Annotated in this window: 14 protein-coding genes and 3 pseudogenes; 11 read left to right on the plus strand and 6 right to left on the minus strand. The window is 71.2% G+C overall.

From position 1 onward, the window contains the following. The first annotated feature begins 42 nt into the window (after window positions 1–42). The 3 genes from OG562_RS35730 to OG562_RS35740 all read left to right on the plus strand — a co-directional run bounded on the left by OG562_RS35730 (window position 43) and on the right by OG562_RS35740 (window position 2,311). Window positions 43–1,167 (plus strand): S8 family peptidase, encoded by a 1,125-nt coding sequence (locus OG562_RS35730; protein WP_266405508.1) that lies wholly within the window; start codon window positions 43–45, stop codon window positions 1,165–1,167. Window positions 1,168–1,326: 159 nt separating this feature from the next. Then, window positions 1,327–1,764, plus strand: a complete 438-nt coding sequence (locus OG562_RS35735; protein WP_266405509.1) for a MarR family winged helix-turn-helix transcriptional regulator — start codon at window positions 1,327–1,329, stop codon at window positions 1,762–1,764. 19 nt (window positions 1,765–1,783) lie between these two features. Further along, window positions 1,784–2,311, plus strand: coding sequence for an isochorismatase family protein (locus tag OG562_RS35740; RefSeq protein ID WP_266405510.1), 528 nt, complete (start codon window positions 1,784–1,786; stop codon window positions 2,309–2,311). Between the two features lie 124 nt (window positions 2,312–2,435). Here OG562_RS35740 and fdhD read toward each other — a convergent pair whose 3' ends face one another. The 5 genes and pseudogenes from fdhD to OG562_RS35765 form a co-directional block, all read right to left on the minus strand. After that, window positions 2,436–3,320: a formate dehydrogenase accessory sulfurtransferase FdhD gene (fdhD, locus tag OG562_RS35745; protein ID WP_266405511.1), complete on the minus strand. Its 885-nt coding sequence runs from the start codon at window positions 3,318–3,320 to the stop codon at window positions 2,436–2,438. A gap of 7 nt (window positions 3,321–3,327) precedes the next feature. Beyond that, window positions 3,328–4,188 (minus strand): 2Fe-2S iron-sulfur cluster-binding protein, encoded by an 861-nt coding sequence (locus OG562_RS35750; protein WP_266405513.1) that lies wholly within the window; start codon window positions 4,186–4,188, stop codon window positions 3,328–3,330. Next, a pseudogene (locus OG562_RS35755) lies at window positions 4,185–5,389 on the minus strand (NADH-quinone oxidoreductase subunit F); the annotation flags it as partial. The pseudogene OG562_RS35755 and the gene OG562_RS35750, both read right to left, overlap by 4 nt. A 4-nt stretch (window positions 5,390–5,393) precedes the next feature. Continuing rightward, window positions 5,394–5,940, minus strand: a pseudogene (locus OG562_RS35760) (molybdopterin oxidoreductase family protein); the annotation flags it as partial. Window position 5,941: 1 nt separating this feature from the next. After that, window positions 5,942–6,334, minus strand: a pseudogene (locus OG562_RS35765) (ketopantoate reductase family protein); the annotation flags it as partial. A 279-nt stretch (window positions 6,335–6,613) separates the two neighbouring features. On the opposite strand from OG562_RS35765, the gene OG562_RS35770 reads away from it, so the two are divergent. From OG562_RS35770 to OG562_RS35785, 4 genes are all read left to right on the plus strand, one after another. Then, window positions 6,614–7,969: an OFA family MFS transporter gene (locus tag OG562_RS35770; protein ID WP_266405514.1), complete on the plus strand. Its 1,356-nt coding sequence runs from the start codon at window positions 6,614–6,616 to the stop codon at window positions 7,967–7,969. After that, a complete protein-coding gene (locus OG562_RS35775) occupies window positions 7,935–8,072 on the plus strand; it encodes a hypothetical protein (protein ID WP_266405515.1) in 138 nt (45 codons plus the stop codon). Before OG562_RS35770 ends, OG562_RS35775 begins: the two co-directional genes overlap by 35 nt. 232 nt (window positions 8,073–8,304) lie before the next feature. Beyond that, on the plus strand, window positions 8,305–9,252 hold the full coding sequence (locus tag OG562_RS35780) for a beta-ketoacyl-ACP synthase III (RefSeq protein WP_266405517.1): 948 nt from the start codon (window positions 8,305–8,307) through the stop codon (window positions 9,250–9,252). Between the two features lie 275 nt (window positions 9,253–9,527). Then, on the plus strand, window positions 9,528–10,205 hold the full coding sequence (locus OG562_RS35785; protein ID WP_266405518.1) for a GntR family transcriptional regulator: 678 nt from the start codon (window positions 9,528–9,530) through the stop codon (window positions 10,203–10,205). Here the strand turns inward: OG562_RS35785 and OG562_RS35790 are convergent. Further along, window positions 10,184–11,356 (minus strand): low temperature requirement protein A, encoded by a 1,173-nt coding sequence (locus OG562_RS35790; RefSeq protein WP_266405520.1) that lies wholly within the window; start codon window positions 11,354–11,356, stop codon window positions 10,184–10,186. The genes OG562_RS35785 and OG562_RS35790 overlap by 22 nt on opposite strands. 258 nt (window positions 11,357–11,614) lie before the next feature. Between OG562_RS35790 and OG562_RS35795 the strand changes: the two genes are divergently transcribed. From OG562_RS35795 to OG562_RS35810, 4 genes are all read left to right on the plus strand, one after another. Continuing rightward, on the plus strand, window positions 11,615–12,796 hold the full coding sequence (locus OG562_RS35795) for an ROK family transcriptional regulator (RefSeq protein ID WP_266405521.1): 1,182 nt from the start codon (window positions 11,615–11,617) through the stop codon (window positions 12,794–12,796). Window positions 12,797–12,976: 180 nt separating this feature from the next. Continuing rightward, the gene (locus OG562_RS35800) at window positions 12,977–14,524 is read left to right on the plus strand and encodes a sugar ABC transporter ATP-binding protein (RefSeq protein WP_266405523.1); all 1,548 of its coding nucleotides are present in this window, start codon (window positions 12,977–12,979) and stop codon (window positions 14,522–14,524) included. Continuing rightward, window positions 14,521–15,537, plus strand: a complete 1,017-nt coding sequence (locus tag OG562_RS35805; protein WP_266405525.1) for an ABC transporter permease — start codon at window positions 14,521–14,523, stop codon at window positions 15,535–15,537. The genes OG562_RS35800 and OG562_RS35805 overlap by 4 nt, the downstream gene beginning before the upstream one ends. A gap of 17 nt (window positions 15,538–15,554) precedes the next feature. Beyond that, window positions 15,555–16,616 (plus strand): substrate-binding domain-containing protein, encoded by a 1,062-nt coding sequence (locus OG562_RS35810; protein ID WP_266405527.1) that lies wholly within the window; start codon window positions 15,555–15,557, stop codon window positions 16,614–16,616. Window positions 16,617–16,747 lie beyond the last annotated feature (131 nt).

The following is a 16,747-nucleotide window of genomic DNA, read 5'->3' on the forward strand; positions in this document are numbered from 1 at the left end:
TTGTGCGCTGACTGTGTACGAAGCAGGGATATGGGGGACGTTGTGACGCGGAACGTAACGAAGGCCGGTCTCCTGGTGGTGGCCATGGCGACGGTGCTCGGGGCCTCGGCCTGCGGCGGGGAAGCCGGCGCGGCGGCCGGGGGGGCCGGGCGGACGCTCGCCGCGCACGGGAACGGGGAGTCCGTGGCGCCCTTCGGGGACGGGGCGTCGTCCGGCTCGGCGCCGACGTCTGCCGGCGCCGTGGGGACGTTGTCCGGGACCGCGCAGACCGCAGCGTCGCCCATCACCAGGCATGTGCCATGGAACCTCGACATTCTGGACCAGCGGTCGCGGCCGCTGAACGGGAAGTTCACCACCACCGCCACGGGCAAGGGCGTTCACGTGTATGTGATCGACACCGGGATGGACATCGCGCACCAGGAGTTCGGCGGACGCGCCCACCTCGGCGCCGACTTCGTGGGCCCGAAGGACTCCGGTGACTGCTTCAGCGAGGCGGGCGTCGGCCACGGCACGTTCGTCGCGGGCGTCATCGGCGGGGCGAAGTACGGGGTGGCGCCCAAGGCCGAACTCGTACGGGTCCAGGGCGTCCTGTGCGAGAGCGAGGGCGGCGGTTCCCAGGCGGCGGCCGAGGCGGCCGTGGTGAAGTCGGTCAAATGGGTCACCGCGCACGCGCAGAAGCCCGCGGTGGTGAACATGTCGCTCAACTTCGACCACCGGTCGGCGGCCGTGGAGTCCGCCGTGAAGAAGATGGTCGACGCGGGGATCCCCACGGTGGTGTCGGCCGGCAACTTCCATGACGACGCCTGCAAGCACTCCCCGGCCGGCGTCCCCGGCACGATCGTCGTGGCGGCCTCCACCTCGAACGACCGCGCGTGGAGCGACGGCGGCTCCTACGGATCGGGTTACGGACGGTGCGTGGACCTGTACGCCCCCGGCCAGAAGGTGACCGCCGCCCTCGCCGGAGGCGGTACGACCACGGAGAACGACGGCGCGACGTCCTGGGCCGCCCCGCATGCGACCGGCGTGATCGCGCTGTACCTGTCGGCACACCCCCACGCCACTGCCCGCGAGGTCCACGTCTGGCTCGACCACACGGCCACCCGTGGCGTCGTGCGCGGCGTCCGCTCCGACACTCCCAACCGGCTGCTCAACACCGGCGGCCTCTGACCTGCCCCGGCCGCCCCGGTCGCACGGTCACCGTCTCCGGGGCCGCTGCCGCCCCCCCGCACCGCCACTGCTCCTCGTACCACTCCAGGAGCGCAATGTGCTCACCCGTCCGCGGTGACTTCGGACGCCACACGATCCAAGCAAGCCTAGGCTGGCGCCATGCCCGAAGCGCCCCTTCCCGCCATCCGCTCCCTTCCCAGCTGGCTCCTCGGCCGCGCCGCCGCGCGGGGGCGCGCCCTGGTCGCCGAGGCACTCGCCGCCGAGGGCGTGAAGATGTGGCACCACGTCGTGCTCTCCGCCGTCCGTGACCTCGCCCCCGTCGCCCAGGCCGACCTCGGCCGCAGCGTCTCGCTCGACCCCAAGGACCTGGTCGGCATCCTCAACGACCTCCAGGCCGCGGGCCTCGCCGTCCGAGAACCGGACCCCAAAGACCGCCGCAAGAACGCCGTGTCGCTCACCGAGGAGGGCGAACGGCTGCTCCGGCGCTGCGAGTTCGCCGCCCGCGAGGCGAACGACACGCTGCTCGCCCCGCTCTCCGACGCCGAACGAGCCCGGTTCATGAGCCTGTTGATCCGGATCTCCGGTACGGAGGGGTGACACGGGATAACGTTCCGTCATGACCGCACCCCTCGCGCTCGACCCCGCGCGCACCGCCCTCGTCCTCGTCGACCTGATGGACCGGATCGTCGCGCTGCCCCTGGAACCCCACAAGGGCGCCGAAGTGCTGGCCGTCGCCGAGGAGTTGGCGGACGCCTTCCGCTCCGCCGGGGCCCTCGTCGTCCTCGTGCGCGTCGAACGCCCGGGCGTCGCCGAGCAGCCGCACGGCAGCGAGCTGGTCCACGGGCTGCTCAGGGACGGCGACCTGGAGATCGTCAAGCGCACCATCGGCGCGTTCCACGGCACCGGGCTGGACGAGCGGCTGCGCGAACACGGCGTCACCGCCCTCGTGTTCGGCGGCATCGCCACCAACCTCGGCGTGGAGTCCACGGCCCGCGCCGCCGGCGACCTCGGCTACGACCTCGTCTTCGTCGAGGACGCGATGACCGCCCTCACCGAGGCCGAGCACGAGGCGTCGGTGCGGCTCGACTTCCCCCGGCTGGGGTCGGTGGTGCGGGCGGCGGACGTACGGTTCGTGGCGCCCTGAGCCGAAGCGCCTCCAGCCGCAGCGCCGTGAACCCAACCGCCCTCAGCCGAAGCGGGGCCCTTGCGGCGCAGGGGGCGCTCCCCGCCGGTCGGGGCCCCGCCGCCGTGCAGCGGGGAGAGCCGGGTCAGCCCCGGGCGGCCGCGGTCCGCAGAGCGATGCGGTCCTCACCCGCGTACACGTTCATGGAACTGCCCCGCAGGAAGCCCACCAGCGTCAGCCCCGTCTCGGCGGCCAGGTCCACCGCCAGCGAGGAGGGCGCGGACACCGCCGCGAGCATCGGGATGCCCGCCATCACGGCCTTCTGCGCCAGCTCGAAGGAGGCGCGGCCCGACACCAGCAGGATCGTGCGGGACAGCGGCAGGTCGCCGTTCTGCAGAGCGCGGCCGACGAGTTTGTCGACCGCGTTGTGCCGGCCCACGTCCTCCCGCACGTCCAGCAGCTCGCCGGCCTCGGAGAACAGGGCCGCCGCGTGCAGCCCGCCGGTGCGGTCGAAGACCCGCTGGGCCGCGCGCAGCCGGTCGGGCAGGCTCGCGAGCAGCTCGGGCTCGACACGGAGCGGGGGAGTGTCGGCGATGGGCCAGCGGGCCGTCGTGCGGACCGCGTCCAGGCTCGCCTTGCCGCACAGCCCGCAGGAGGATGTCGTATACACATTCCGCTCGAGCGTGATGTCGGGGATCACCACGTCCGCAGCGATGCGGACGTCCACCACGTTGTACGAGTTCGCCCCTCCCCCACTCTCGGCTCCGCTCGAGCGGGAGGTGCCCCCAGCCGTCGCGCCGGCGCAGTACACGATGCTCTGCAGATCGGACGCGTTCGCCAGCACCCCCTCGCTGACCAGGAACCCGGCGGCGAGCGCGAAGTCGTCGCCCGGGGTGCGCATGGTGATCGCGAGCGGCTTGCCGTTCAGCCTGATCTCCATGGGCTCCTCGGCGACGAGCGTGTCCGGGCGGCTGGAGACCGCCCCGTCCCGGATGCGGAGCACCTTGCGTCGTTCCGTGACTCGTCCCATGTCCTGATCAGCCCCGGTTCTGTACGTGCTGGTAGCCGAAACGGCCCTTGATGCAGAGGTTGCCGTGGGTCACCGGGTTGTCGTGCGGCGAGGTGACCTTCACGATCTCATTGTCCTGCACATGGAGCGTGAGATTGCAGCCCACTCCACAGTAGGCGCATACAGTAGTCGTCCTGGTCTGGGACGACTCATCCCAGGTGCCCGCCTTTCGTCGGTCGAACTCCGAGCGGAAGGACAGCGCCCCCGTCGGGCACACCTCGATGCAGTTCCCGCAGTACACGCACGCCGAGTCGGTCAGCGCGGCGTCGTGCTCCACGGCGATCCGGGCGTCGAAGCCACGCCCCGCGACGGAGATCGCGAAGCTGTTCTGCCACTGGTCACCGCAGGCGTCCACGCACTTGTAGCAGAGGATGCACTTGTCGTGGTCGCGCACATAGAGGTCGTTGTCGATCTTCGGCTCCTCGTCGAGCCGGGCCGCGTCGGGGCCGAAGCGGTCCGGCTTCGCCTCGTACTCCTTGATCCATTCCGCGACCACGGGCGTCGTGGACAGGTCGACCGAGGAGGCGAGCAGTTCGAGGACGATCCTGCGGCTGTGCCGGGTGCGCTCGGTGTCCGTGCGCACCACCATGCCCGGCTCCGCCGTGCGGGAGCAGGCGGGGACCAGGGTGCGTGCGCCCTCGACCTCGACCACGCACACCCGGCAGGCGTTCCTCGGGCGCAGGGTGTCGCCCTCGCAGAAGGTCGGCACGTCCTTCCCTGCGGCCCGGCAGGCGTCGAGGACGGTCGTACCCTCGGGCGCCCTGGCCTCCTGCCCGTCGATCGTGAACTCCACCAGCCGACGCGGCACTCCGAGCGGTATCACGGTCATTCGTACGCCCCCAGACGGTCGATGGCGGATTCCACGGCGTTCCACGCGGTCTGTCCCAGACCGCAGATCGAGGCGTCCCGCATCGCGCGGCCGACCTCGCGCAGCAGGGCGATGTCGCCGGCCGCGGCCGCGCCGGTGCGCTCCACGATCCGGTGCAGCGCCTCCTCCTGCCGTACGGTCCCGATCCGGCACGGCACGCACTGTCCGCACGACTCGTCGCGGAAGAACTCGGCGATGCGCAGCAGCAGCCGGGGCAGCGGGACCGTGTCGTCGAAGGCCGTCACGACCCCGGAGCCGAGCGTCGTGCCCGCCTCCCGGGCGCCCTCGAAGGTGAGCGGGACATCGAGTTCGTCGGGCCGTACGAAACCGCCGGCCGCGCCGCCGAGCAGGACCGCGCGCAGGCGCTCACGGGCGCCGGCGAGGGTGAGCAGCTCGCCGAGCGTGGCGCCGAACGGCAGCTCGTAGACGCCGGGTCGGTCCACGCTCCCCGACACGCAGAACAGCTTGGGTCCGGTGGACCTGTCCGTGCCGATCGCCGCGTACGCGGGTGCGCCCATGGTCAGGATCGGCAGCACGTTGAGAAGCGTCTCCACGTTGTTCTCGACCGTCGGCCTGCCGAACAGCCCCTTCTCCACGGGGAAGGGCGGCTTCGAGCGCGGCCCGCCCCGGTACCCCTCGATGGAGTTGAACAGGGCCGTCTCCTCACCGCAGATGTACGCGCCCGCCCCGCGCCGGATCTCGATGTCGAAGGCGTATCCCTGGCCGAGGACGTCGTCGCCGAGGAGACCGCGTCTACGGGCCTGATCGACGGCATACTGCATACGGTGCAGCGCCCGCGGATACTCCCCGCGCAGATAGAGGTAGCCCTGGTGCGCGCCGATCGCATACGCCGCGACCGTCATCGCCTCCACCAGCGCGTACGGGTCGTCCTCCATCAGCACCCGGTCTTGAAGGTGCCCGGCTCGGATTCGTCGGCGTTGCACACCAGGTAGTGCGGATGGCCGGGATGGGACGCCGTGGCCTGCCACTTGCGTCCGGTGGGGAAGGCCGCGCCGCCCCGGCCGAGCAGCCCGGAGTCGCTCACCTCGCGGATCACGCCGGCGGGACCGAGCGCGAAGGCCCGGCGCAGCGCCGTGTAACCGCCGTGGGCCCGGTAGTCGTCGGGGGAGGCCGGGTCGACCACGCCCACGCGGCGCAGCAGCACGGTCCACCCACACCGGCGCCACCACCGATCCGCGCCGCGAGGACACCCGGACCTCCTCGCCGACGGCGACCCCGTAGCGCTCGGCGTCCTCCGGGCACGCTTCGACGTGCTCGCCGCGCCGCAGCGGGGAGGCGAAACTCCCGCTCTGCACACCGGTGTTGTAGGAGTCCAGCCACCTTCCGGTGGTCAGCCGGACCGGGTCCGTCTCCCACAACCGGCCGTGCAGATAGATGGGTTCGAGGCGCTCGGCTCGGACAGGGCCACTGGATGCCCTGCTGGTCCGCCAGCCGCCGGTACGTCATCCCGTAGTGGTCCGGGGACACCGAGCGCAGCTCGTTCCAGACGGCCTCGGCGTCGGCGTACTTCCAGTCGTGGCCGAGCCGGGTGGCCAGGTCGCAGAGGATGTCGATGTCCTCGCGCGCCTCGCCGGGAGGCGTCACCGCCCGCCGTACGCGCTGAACTCGCCGCTCGCTGTTGGTGGTCGTGCCCTCGGTCTCCGCCCAGCCGGCCGTCGCGGGCAGCACGACGTCCGCCAGCTCGGCGGTCCTCGGCACTGACCGCGCCGTCCGGGTCCACGCTTTCGACCCTGGCGCCGTCGTAGGGGCCGCCGTGTCCGTGGAAGGACCACCAGGGGATGCCGTTCTGAGCGGCGACCACCGCGGTGGCATCGTGCAGAGGCTCGATCAGCGGCCCGCACGCCGCGTGCGAGTTGGCCTTCAGGCCCAGGAACACGAAGTCGACCGGGCCGATCTCGGCCGGGTCGGCGGTGGCGTGGGCATGCGCGGTGAAGTCGCCGCGCGCACTGAGCACACGCACCCCGTGCCGCCTCATGGCCGCCAGATGCGGTCCACGGGCGACGAGGTGCACGTCGGCGCCCGCGCGGTGGAGCGCTGCACCGACGTAGGCGCCGATCGCACCGGCGCCGAGGACTGCGATTTTCATGGTGAGGGAGCTCCGTTCGGTCGAGGGTACCGAGGAACTGCAGAACACTGTCGACGAAATATTGTCTACAGTATGGAAGGAGGGGCGGCAAGGACTCGCGCGGCAAGTGCTTGAGCGGCAAGGACTCGCGCACGCTGGATGCGGTCCGCGAAAACCGGCCGATATGTCGTGCGCGGGAACCGGCGGTGCGACCGCTCGCCGCATCCGCCATACCGTTCACCGCATACGGTCGACGCGCCGCCTTTGCAACTGCCGTACGGGTTCCTACCGTTCGGGATCATGAGTCCCCCTGTCGCGCCGCCCGGCTGGAGCCGCTGGCTCGTCCCCCCGGCGGCCCTCTCCGTCCACCTCTCCATCGGCCAGGCCTACGCCTGGTCCGTGTTCAAGCCGCCGCTGGAGTCCGCGCTCGACCTCAGCGGCACCCAGAGCGCCCTGCCCTTCCAGCTCGCCATCGTCATGCTCGGCCTGTCCGCCGCGTTCGGCGGCACCCTGGTGGAGCGCAACGGGCCGCGCTGGGCCATGACGGTCGCCCTGGTCTGCTTCTCCTCCGGCCTCCTGATCTCCGCGCTCGGCGCCGCCACCGAGCAGTACTGGCTGATCGTCCTCGGCTACGGCTTCGTCGGCGGCATCGGCCTCGGCATCGGCTACATCTCCCCGGTCTCCACGCTGATCAAGTGGTTCCCGGACCGGCCCGGCATGGCGACCGGCATCGCCATCATGGGTTTCGGCGGCGGCGCGCTCATCGCCTCGCCCTGGTCGGCGCAGATGCTGGAGTCGTTCGGCGCCGACAGCTCCGGGATCGCGCTCTCCTTCCTCGTGCTCGGGCTGTCGTATGCCGTGTTCATGACGCTGGGAGTGCTACTGGTGCGGGTGCCGCGCGGCCCGCAGCCCGCCGTGGGCGTGCAGCCCGCCGAGGGCGGGCCCAGCGCCGTCGAGGGCGTGCAGGTCTCGGCGCGCAGTGCGGTGCGCACCCCGCAGTTCTGGTGCCTGTGGGTCGTGCTCTGCATGAACGTGACCGCCGGCATCGGCATCCTGGAGAAGGCCGCCCCGATGATCACGGACTTCTTCTCCGACACCTCCACCCCCGTCTCGGTGTCCGCGGCCGCCGGCTTCGTCGCCCTGCTGTCCGCGGCGAACATGGCCGGTCGCATCGGCTGGTCGTCGACCTCCGACCTGATCGGCCGCAAGAACATCTACCGCGTCTACCTGGGCGTCGGCGCGCTGATGTACGCCCTGATCGCGCTGATCGGCGACTCCTCGAAACCCCTGTTCATCCTGTCCGCCCTGGTGATCCTCTCCTTCTACGGCGGCGGCTTCGCGACTATCCCCGCCTACCTGAAGGACCTGTTCGGGACCTACCAGGTCGGCGCGATCCACGGCCGGCTGCTCACCGCCTGGTCGACGGCCGGCGTGCTCGGTCCGCTGATCGTCAACTGGATCGCCGACCGGCAGGAGGACGCCGGCAAGCACGGCTCGTCGCTGTACACCCTGTCCCTGTTCATCATGATCGGGCTGCTCGCCGTCGGCTTCGTCGCCAACGAACTAGTCCGGCCCGTCGACGCCCGCCACCACCACGTCCCCGCCCCGAGGGAGGCCGCCGATGTCACAGCCCGACAGCAGTCAGAGTCCGCCTGACCGGCGCCCGCTCATCGCCTTCGCCTGGCTGTGGGTGGGGGCGCCCCTCGTCTACGGACTGTACGAACTCGTGCAGAAGGCGACGCAGCTGTTCACCAAGTAGTCGGGGCGTCTCCCCAAGTAGTCGCGGCGTCTCCCCACGTGACCGTGGCCTTTCGCCGCGCAGGCGCTCGGCTCGCCACGCGGGCGTGCGGCGATTGCTCGGGCGTCCGAGGGTTAGAGGGAAGCCGACAAGGCTGGTGCGGGTTTCCTGTCGCATCACCTGTCCTCGTACCCGTGAGTCACTCATCAGACTGGAGGATCTCGCTACCCACGGCAACGAGAGGGATCCCCCCATGAACGGCTCGCGCATCGCCGCCGTCGGCCACTACCAGCCCGCCAAGGTGCTCACCAACGAGGACCTGGCGGGCCTGGTCGACACCAGCGACGAGTGGATCAGGAGCCGGGTGGGCATCCGCACACGGCACATCGCCGGGCCCGACGAGCCCGTGGACGAGCTGGCAGCGCACGCCGCCGCCAAGGCGCTCGCGGCGGCCGGGCTCACGCCCGGCGACATCGACCTGGTGCTGGTGGCGACCTCCACGGCCGTCGACCGCTCGCCCAACATGGCCGCCCGGGTCGCCGCCCGCCTCGGCATCCCGCAGCCGGCCGCGATGGACGTCAACGTCGTGTGCGCCGGCTTCACCCACGCGCTGGCCACCGCCGACCACACCGTCCGCGCGGGCGCCGCGACCCGGGCCCTGGTCATCGGGGCCGACAAGATGTCCGAGGTCGCCGACTGGAGCGACCGCACCACCTGCGTGCTCGTCGGCGACGGCGCGGGGGCGGCCGTGGTCGAGCCCTGTCCCGACGGCGTCGAGCCCGGCATCTCGCCCGTGCTGTGGGGATCGGTGCCCGAGATGGGCAACGCCGTGCGCATCGAGGGCCAGCCCGCGCGGTTCGCCCAGGAGGGGCAGAGCGTCTACCGCTGGGCCACCACCCGGCTGCCGCCCCTGGCACGGCAGGCCTGCGAGCGGGCGGGCCTGGCTCCGGCGGACCTCGCCGCCGTCGTCCTGCACCAGGCGAACCTGCGCATCATCGAGCCCCTCGCGCAGAAGATCGGCGCCGTCAACGCGGTGGTCGCGCGCGATGTCACCGAATCGGGCAACACCTCCGCCGCCAGCATTCCGCTCGCCTTCTCCAAGCTGGTCGAGCAGGGCGTGATCAGCACCGGGGACCCGGTGCTGCTGTTCGGCTTCGGCGGCAACCTGTCGTACGCGGGACAGGTCGTACGCTGCCCCTGAGGCGTCCTGTCTCCTGCCCGTCCCGCTGCGCCCGTCCTCTGTGCCCTGTGCCCTGTGCCCTGTGCCCGGTGTCCGTCTCGCTGTCGGGCCCGGCTTCGGGTTTCGTCGGGCCTGACTTCGTATGCGTCGGGCCCGACTTCGGCTTCGTCGGCCCCACATCGTCTACAGTGCGCCGTAGACTGTAGACGAAAGACAATCGATACTCGGCTGAGGACAGGCGGCGCGCGGCGTTTCGGCCGCAGCCGCCCGGTGCTGCCCAGGAGGGGGACCGACCGATGTTGTCGAGAGGACTGCCGCAGGGCGCGGTGCCCAAGCTCGAACGGCCCGGCCCGCTGCGCGACCGCGTCTACGAGGCGCTGCTCGAACTCATCACCACCCGCGCCCTCGAGCCCGGCCAGCACCTCGTCGAGAGCGAGCTCGCCAACCTCCTCGGCGTCTCCCGGCAGCCGGTGCGCGAGGCGCTGCAGCGGCTGAACACCGAGGGCTGGGTCGACCTCAGACCTGCCCAGGGTGCGTTCGTGCACGAGCCGACCGAGGAGGAGGCCGACCAACTCCTCACCGTCCGCACGCTGTTGGAGGCCGAGGCCGCCAGCCTCGCCGCCCTGCACGCGGACGCGGCCGGCCTCGCCGCCCTGGACGCCCTGCTGGCCAAGGGCATGAAGGCCGTCGCCGACGACGACGTGGACGCCGCCGTCGCCCTCAACGCCCGGTTCCACGCGAAGATCATGCAGCTCGCGGGCAACAAGGTCCTCGCCGAACTCGCGGCCCAGGTAGACCGCCGGGTGCGCTGGTACTACACGCCGGTGGCCCGCCAGCGCGGCCGGCAGTCGTGGATCGAGCACCGGGACCTCATCCACGCGATCACCGCCCGCGACGGGTATGAGGCCGCCCGGCTCATGCGCGAGCACACGGAGCACACCCGGCGCTCCTATCACGAGCGCGCCAAGTCCTGAACGCTCCGCGGACGCAGACCCCGACGGGCCTCGACCGCCAGCATCGCCACCAACACCGCGACCAGGGCGAGGAGTTCGGCGACCGCTGAGACGCCCACCCCGAGGAGCACGGCGGCTACGGCGATGAGGGCGGCGGTCAGCCGGAACCGCACCGGACGCAGCCCCAGGGCGACGCGGAAGGCCACGTCGCCGGCGAGGAACAGCGCGACCCCGCCCGCGAGGGCCGACGCCGGCCCCGTGTGCAGATGCTCGGTGAGATGGCCGAGGGTCTTCTTCACCCCTGCGGCCAGATACGCGATGCCGAGCAGCATGGGCAGAAAGGCGTAGTAGTACGCGTTCATCGCCAGCCGGAACCGGGCCGGCGGGGGCGTGGCCCGGAACGTCCTCTCGGCGAGCTCCTCGTCGCGTACGAAGTACGTCCACCACAGCGCGACGGCCAGCGCCAGCGCCAGGAACGCGCCGCCGAACAGGCCGGGCGTCAGCGGAGCGTCCCCCACGCCGATGCCGATCGCGATGACGGACTCGCCGAACGCCACGATGAGCAACAGTCCGTGCCGCTCCACGAAGTGGGCCGGATCCAGACTGCCGAGCTGGGCACGCACCGCGTCCGGCGTCCGTCCGTCCGCATGACCGGGCCCCCGCTCGGCCACGAACGGCGTCACGAACTGCAGTGCCAGCGCCAGCACCCACAGTCCGTCCGCCGCCAGAGAGCCGACCGTGCCCGCCGCCGTCACCGACAGCGCGGCCATCGCGTTCGGCACGCCGTACCAGATCGAGTCCCTGCCGTGGCTGCGCGTGTACAGGGCGGTGTGCACGACCACCACCAGCAGGAATCCGAGCCCGAACACCACCCCGCCGTCGTCGAAGACCCGCGGGATCGCCAGCGCGCACACCAGGAACCCGCCCATGCCGAGCATCAGCAGCAGCCGGCGCGAAGGGCGGTCGGGCGGCACCTGGTTGGTGAGGTACGCGTAGGCGCCGTACATCCAGAACAGCACGGTGAAGATCAGCGCGACCCGGGCCGCCGTGGCGAACGACAGGTCGGCGGCGAGCAGCACGGTGAGCTGGGTGAGCGTGAAGACGAAGACGAGGTCGAAGAACAGCTCGAGAGTGGTGACTCTGCGACCGGGCGTGTCCGGTACGGCGCTCATGTGAATCCCCCTGTGGTGATGGTGTGTTGGTGATCGTAGGGGGAGGTCGGGGCGGTCGGGACGGCGCCGGTGTGGGCGGGCGGGGCGGTTCCGGCGGGAGCCGGGCCGGCCTGTGCCGTGTCTCTTTGTCCTGTGAGTGGGGAAAGTTAACGGCAATCCGTGCACAGATTCTTCCCAGGTTCGGAAACCGCTGCTACGTTCCCTACGAAAGCCCGACACTGGTGGCCGAATCGAGGCGGGGAGGGGCTCGTGAGACGTATGACGGCACGACCCGCGAACGCTCATCAGGCCCGCCTGCTCAAGCTGTTGCGGGACAGTGGCCCCAACTCCCGTGCCCAGTTGGGCGATCAGGTCGACCTGTCACGGTCCAAGCTGGCCGTGGAGGTGGACCGGCTGCTGGAGACGGGGCTGGTCGTGGCCGACGGACTCGCCGCCTCGCGCGGCGGCCGCCGCTCCCACAACGTCCGGCTCAACCCCGGACTGCGCTTCCTCGGCGTGGACATCGGCGCGACCTCGGTCGACGTCGCGGTCACCAACGCCGAACTGGAGACCCTCGGACACCTCAACCAGCCCCTCGACGTACGTGAGGGCCCGGTCGCGGTGTTCGAGCAAGTCCTGTCCATGGCCGCGAAGTTGAAGGCGACGGGACTCGCCGAGGGCTTCGACGGCGCCGGCATCGGGGTGCCCGGGCCGGTCCGCTTTCCCGAGGGCGTGCCGGTGGCGCCGCCGATCATGCCGGGCTGGGATGGCTTCCCCGTACGGGAGGCGCTCAGCCAGGAGCTCGGCTGCCCCGTCATGGTCGACAACGACGTGAACCTCATGGCGATGGGGGAGCAGCACGCGGGCGTGGCCCGCACCGTCGCCGACTTCCTCTGCGTCAAGATCGGCACCGGCATCGGCTGCGGCATCGTCGTCGGCGGCCAGGTGTACCGCGGTACGACCGGCAGCGCGGGCGACATCGGGCACATCCAGGCCGTGCCCGACGGACGACCCTGCGCCTGCGGCAACCGGGGCTGCCTGGAAGCCCACTTCAGCGGCGCGGCGCTGGCCCGCGACGCGGTGGACGCGGCCCGCCAGGGCCTCTCGGCGGAACTCGCCGCGCGGCTGGAGGCGAACGGCGACCTGACCGCCGTGGACGTCGCCGCCGCGGCCGCCGCGGGCGACGCCACCTCCCTCGCGCTGATCCGCGAGGGCGGCGACCGGGTCGGCCAGGTCATCGCCGCCCTCGTCTCGTTCTTCAACCCCGGTCTGGTGGTGATCGGCGGCGGGGTGACCGGCCTCGGCCACACCCTGCTCGCCGCCGTTCGCACCCAGGTCTACCGCCAGTCGCTGCCCCTGGCGACCGGCAACCTGCCCATCGTCCTGGGGGAGTTGGGCCCCACCGCGGGTGTGATCGGCGCGGCCCGCCTGATCAGCGACCACCTCTTCTCACCCGCCTGAACCCGCCGCCTCTCGCCGCCCTGCACCTGCACTCCACCTGCACTGCACAGTCCTGCCTGGCCCTGACCTGACCTGACCTGACCCGCCCTGCTCTGACCTGCCTTGTTCTGCCCTGCCCTGCTCCGAGAACGTCTCGTTCTGCCCTGAAACCGGCCCGCACGTCCGCCGAGGGGAACCCACATGGCACCAGAACCACCGCTGCTCAGCATGTCCGGCATCACCAAGTCCTTCCCCGGAGTCCGGGCGCTGGACGGCGTCGACCTCGCCGTCCAGGCCGGTGAGGTCCACTGTCTGCTCGGCCAGAACGGCGCCGGGAAGTCCACCCTCATCAAGGTCCTGGCCGGAGCCCACCAGCCCGACGACGGTGTCATCCGCTGGCAGGGCGACCCCGTCACCCTGCGCTCGCCGATCGCTGCCATGCGCCTCGGCATCGCCACCATCTACCAGGAACTCGACCTGGTGGAGCACCTGTCGGTGGCCGAGAACGTCCACCTGGGCCATGAGCCCACGACCGCCGGATTCGTCGTACGAGGCAAAGTCGCCCGCGCGTCAACAGCCGCCCTGTTGAAGCGACTTGGGCACCCGGAGATCGATCCGGCCCGTCTGGTGGGCGAGTTGTCGGCGGCCCAGCGGCAGATCGTCTCCATGGCGCGGGCCCTCTCCCACGACGTACGGCTCATCGTGATGGACGAGCCGTCCGCCGCGCTCGACCCCGACGAGGTCGACAACCTCTTCCGGATCGTCGGCGACCTCACCGCCGACGGCGTCGCCGTCGTCTACATCTCGCACCGCCTGGAGGAGATCCGCCGCATCGGCGACCGGGTGACCGTGCTGAAGGACGGCCGCGCGGTGGCCGGCGGGCTGCCCGCCAGGGCGACGCCGACCCGTGAGGTCGTGGCGCTGATGACGGGACGCAACGTCGAGTACGTCTTCCCCCGGCGGCCCGGGGCGGACGTGCCGGCGGACGCCGCGGTGGACGCGGCGGGTGCCGGGAAGCCGGTGCTGGAGGTGCGAGGGCTCGCCCGGGACGGCGAGTTCGCCCCCCTCGACCTGACCGTGCGCCCCGGCGAGATCGTGGGCCTCGCCGGGCTGGTCGGCTCGGGGCGCTCGGAGATCCTGGAGACGATCTACGGGGCGCGCAGGCCCAGTGCAGGCCAAGTCCTCGTCGAGGGGCGTCCGTTGAGGCCGGGCAGTGTTCGCGCGGCGGTCCGCGCCGGGCTCGGGCTGGCCCCCGAGGAGCGCAAGGCTCAGGCCCTGCTGATGCTGGAGTCCGTCACCCGCAACGTCTCCGTCTCCTCCCTGCCCCGGTTCGCGCGCGGCGGCTGGATCGACCGGCACGCCGAACGCAGGGCGGCGCGCGCGGCGACCCGTGAACTGTCCCTGCGGCCCGACGACCCGTCCGTGCCGGTACGCACCCTGTCCGGCGGCAATCAGCAGAAGGCCGTCCTGGCGCGCTGGCTGCTGCGCGGCTGCAAGATCCTGCTGCTCGACGAACCGACCCGAGGCGTCGACGTCGGCGCCCGCGCCGAACTGTATGCGGTCGTCCGCCGACTCGCCGACGAGGGACTCGCCGTGCTGCTGGTCTCCAGCGAGGTGCCCGAGGTGCTCGGCCTCGCCGACCGTGTGCTGGTGCTCCGCGAGGGACGCGTCGTCCACACGGCGCCCGCCCGCGAGCTGGACGAACACCGTGTACTCGACCTCGTCATGGAAGGAAGCCCGGCGTCATGACGCAGCCCGTCTCCCCGCCGCGGGAGAGCACCGACAAGGTGCCGCACACCCAACGCCCCTCCTGGCACGGCCTGGTGGCCCGAGCCGACGTCCGCACCCTCTCCCTGCTGGGCGTGCTCGCCGCGCTGATCGTCATCGGCGGGGTCACCAAGCCCGCCGAGTTCCTCGACACCCGCAACCTCCAACTCGTCCTCACCCAGGCCTCGGTGATCGGCGTCGTCACCGTCGGCATGACCTTCGTCATCACCTCCGGCGGCATCGACCTCTCGGTCGGCGCTATCGTCGCCCTCTCCTCCGTATGGGCGACCACCGTCGCCACCCAGGAGTACGGCTTCGCGGGCATCCTCTTCACCGCGGTGCTCGTCGGCCTGGGCTGCGGCCTGGTCAACGGAGTCCTCGTCGCCTACGGCGGGATGGTCCCCTTCATCGCCACCCTCGCCATGCTCGCCTCGGCCCGCGGACTCGCCCTGCAGCTCACCGACGGCAAGACGCAGATCGTCACCATCGGCAGCGTCCTCGACCTCGGCGAGCGCGACGCGTATGTCCTCGGCGTACCGCCCCTCGTGATCGTCTTCGCGATCGTGACCGTCATCGGCTGGCTGCTGCTGAACCGCACCACGTTCGGCCGGCGCACGGTCGCCGTCGGCGGCAATGCGGAGGCCGCCCGGCTCGCCGGCATCGACGTACGGCGTCAGCGGCTGTATCTCTACCTGCTGTCCGGGGCCTGCTGCGGCATCGCCGCCTTCCTGCTGATCATCCTGTCCGGCTCGGGCCAGAACACCAACGGCAACCTCTACGAGCTCGACGCCATCGCGGCCGCGATCATCGGCGGCACGCTGCTCAGCGGGGGTCGCGGCACCATCACCGGCTCGGTGCTCGGCGTGCTGATCTTCACCACGATCACCAACATCTTCGCCCTGAACAACCTGCAGAGCGACGTCCAGCAGATCGCCAAGGGCGCGATCATCGTCGCCGCCGTGCTGGTCCAGCGCCGTACCGCGAGCACGACCTGAGGAAAGGGTTCCACGCCATGCCAGAGCCGACGTCTTTCACCAGCCGTTTCACGAGTCGCAGAGGGCTGCTCTTCGGGGCCGCCGCCGTCTCCGCCGGCACCGTCCTCGTGGGTTGCACCAGCAATGAGTCCAAGGATGAGGAACCGGCCGGCAACGACCAGCCGGCCGCCGACGGCAAGCCCGGCAAGCAGGTCACCATCGGCTTCGCCGGACCGCAGGCCGACCACGGCTGGCTCAACGCCATCAACGACAACGCCGAGAGCCGCGCCAAGAAGTACTCCGACGTCACCCTGGAGATCACCGAGGGGTCCAACGACACCGCCCAGCAGATCGGCCAGATCGAGACCCTCATCAACAAGAAGGTCGACGTCCTGGTCGTCCTGCCCGCCGACGGCAAGGCCCTGACCCAGGTCGGGCTGAAGGCGATGCGCGCGGGCATCCCGGTCGTCAACCTCGACCGCATCTTCAACACCCCTCAGGCGTACCGGTGTTGGATCGGCGGCGACAACTACGGCATGGGCCTCAACGCCGGGCACTACATCGGCGAGAAGCTCAAGGACACATCCGACGCCCGGGTGATCGAGCTGGCGGGCCTGGACAACCTGGAGCTGACCAAACAGCGCACCCAGGGCTTCGACGACGCCCTGAAGAACTACCCCAACATCAAGAAGGTGGCCCGCCAGGCCGCCGAGTTCACGGTCGAGTCGGGACAGGCCAAGATGGCCCAACTCCTGCAGGCCCAGTCGAAGTTCGACGCGCTGTGGAACCACGACGACGACCAGGGCGTGGGCGCGCTGCGCGCCATCGAACAGGCCGGGCGCGACGACTTCCTGATGGTCGGCGGTGCGGGCGCCCTCTCCGCCTTCCAGGCGATCAAGCGGGACGACGGCGTACTCAAGGCGACCGTTCTCTACCCGCCGACCATGGCCGCCTCCGCCATCGACCTCGCCCGTGCCCTCGGCCAGGGCAAGGGCGTCGGCGGCCTCGCCGAGTACGAGATCCCCTCGTCGATCACCCTCTACTCGGCGGTCGTCGACAAGGACAACGTCGACCAGTACATGCCCACCGGCTTCCAGTGAGGCGCGCCGCGCTGGGCGGAGGGCGGCAGGCGCCGTCGGCCACCGGGCAGGGCCTCGCACGCCGACCGGCCATCCGCCGAAGCACGTTCGACAGGCGAGGCGGCGTCCATCGCCTTTCTGCGCGGCGCGCC

Origin of the sequence: Streptomyces sp. NBC_01275 (assembly GCF_026340655.1) — a bacterium.
In the GTDB taxonomy this organism is placed as follows: Bacteria; Actinomycetota; Actinomycetes; order Streptomycetales; family Streptomycetaceae; genus Streptomyces.

Bases quoted from the DNA above. Each gene is read 5' to 3' on its own strand.
- OG562_RS35810 (WP_266405527.1), top strand. From the start codon at position 15,555: ATGCCAGAGCCGACGTCTTTCACCAGCCGTTTCACGAGTCGCAGAGGG.
- fdhD (WP_266405511.1), bottom strand. From the start codon at position 3,320: ATGGGACGAGTCACGGAACGACGCAAGGTGCTCCGCATCCGGGACGGG.
- OG562_RS35750 (WP_266405513.1), bottom strand. From the start codon at position 4,188: ATGACCGTGATACCGCTCGGAGTGCCGCGTCGGCTGGTGGAGTTCACG.
- OG562_RS35805 (WP_266405525.1), top strand. From the start codon at position 14,521: ATGACGCAGCCCGTCTCCCCGCCGCGGGAGAGCACCGACAAGGTGCCG.
- OG562_RS35795 (WP_266405521.1), top strand. From the start codon at position 11,615: ATGACGGCACGACCCGCGAACGCTCATCAGGCCCGCCTGCTCAAGCTG.
- OG562_RS35790 (WP_266405520.1), bottom strand. From the start codon at position 11,356: ATGAGCGCCGTACCGGACACGCCCGGTCGCAGAGTCACCACTCTCGAG.
- OG562_RS35785 (WP_266405518.1), top strand. From the start codon at position 9,528: ATGTTGTCGAGAGGACTGCCGCAGGGCGCGGTGCCCAAGCTCGAACGG.
- OG562_RS35770 (WP_266405514.1), top strand. From the start codon at position 6,614: ATGAGTCCCCCTGTCGCGCCGCCCGGCTGGAGCCGCTGGCTCGTCCCC.
- OG562_RS35775 (WP_266405515.1), top strand. From the start codon at position 7,935: ATGTCACAGCCCGACAGCAGTCAGAGTCCGCCTGACCGGCGCCCGCTC.
- OG562_RS35780 (WP_266405517.1), top strand. From the start codon at position 8,305: ATGAACGGCTCGCGCATCGCCGCCGTCGGCCACTACCAGCCCGCCAAG.
- OG562_RS35735 (WP_266405509.1), top strand. From the start codon at position 1,327: ATGCCCGAAGCGCCCCTTCCCGCCATCCGCTCCCTTCCCAGCTGGCTC.
- OG562_RS35740 (WP_266405510.1), top strand. From the start codon at position 1,784: ATGACCGCACCCCTCGCGCTCGACCCCGCGCGCACCGCCCTCGTCCTC.
- OG562_RS35800 (WP_266405523.1), top strand. From the start codon at position 12,977: ATGGCACCAGAACCACCGCTGCTCAGCATGTCCGGCATCACCAAGTCC.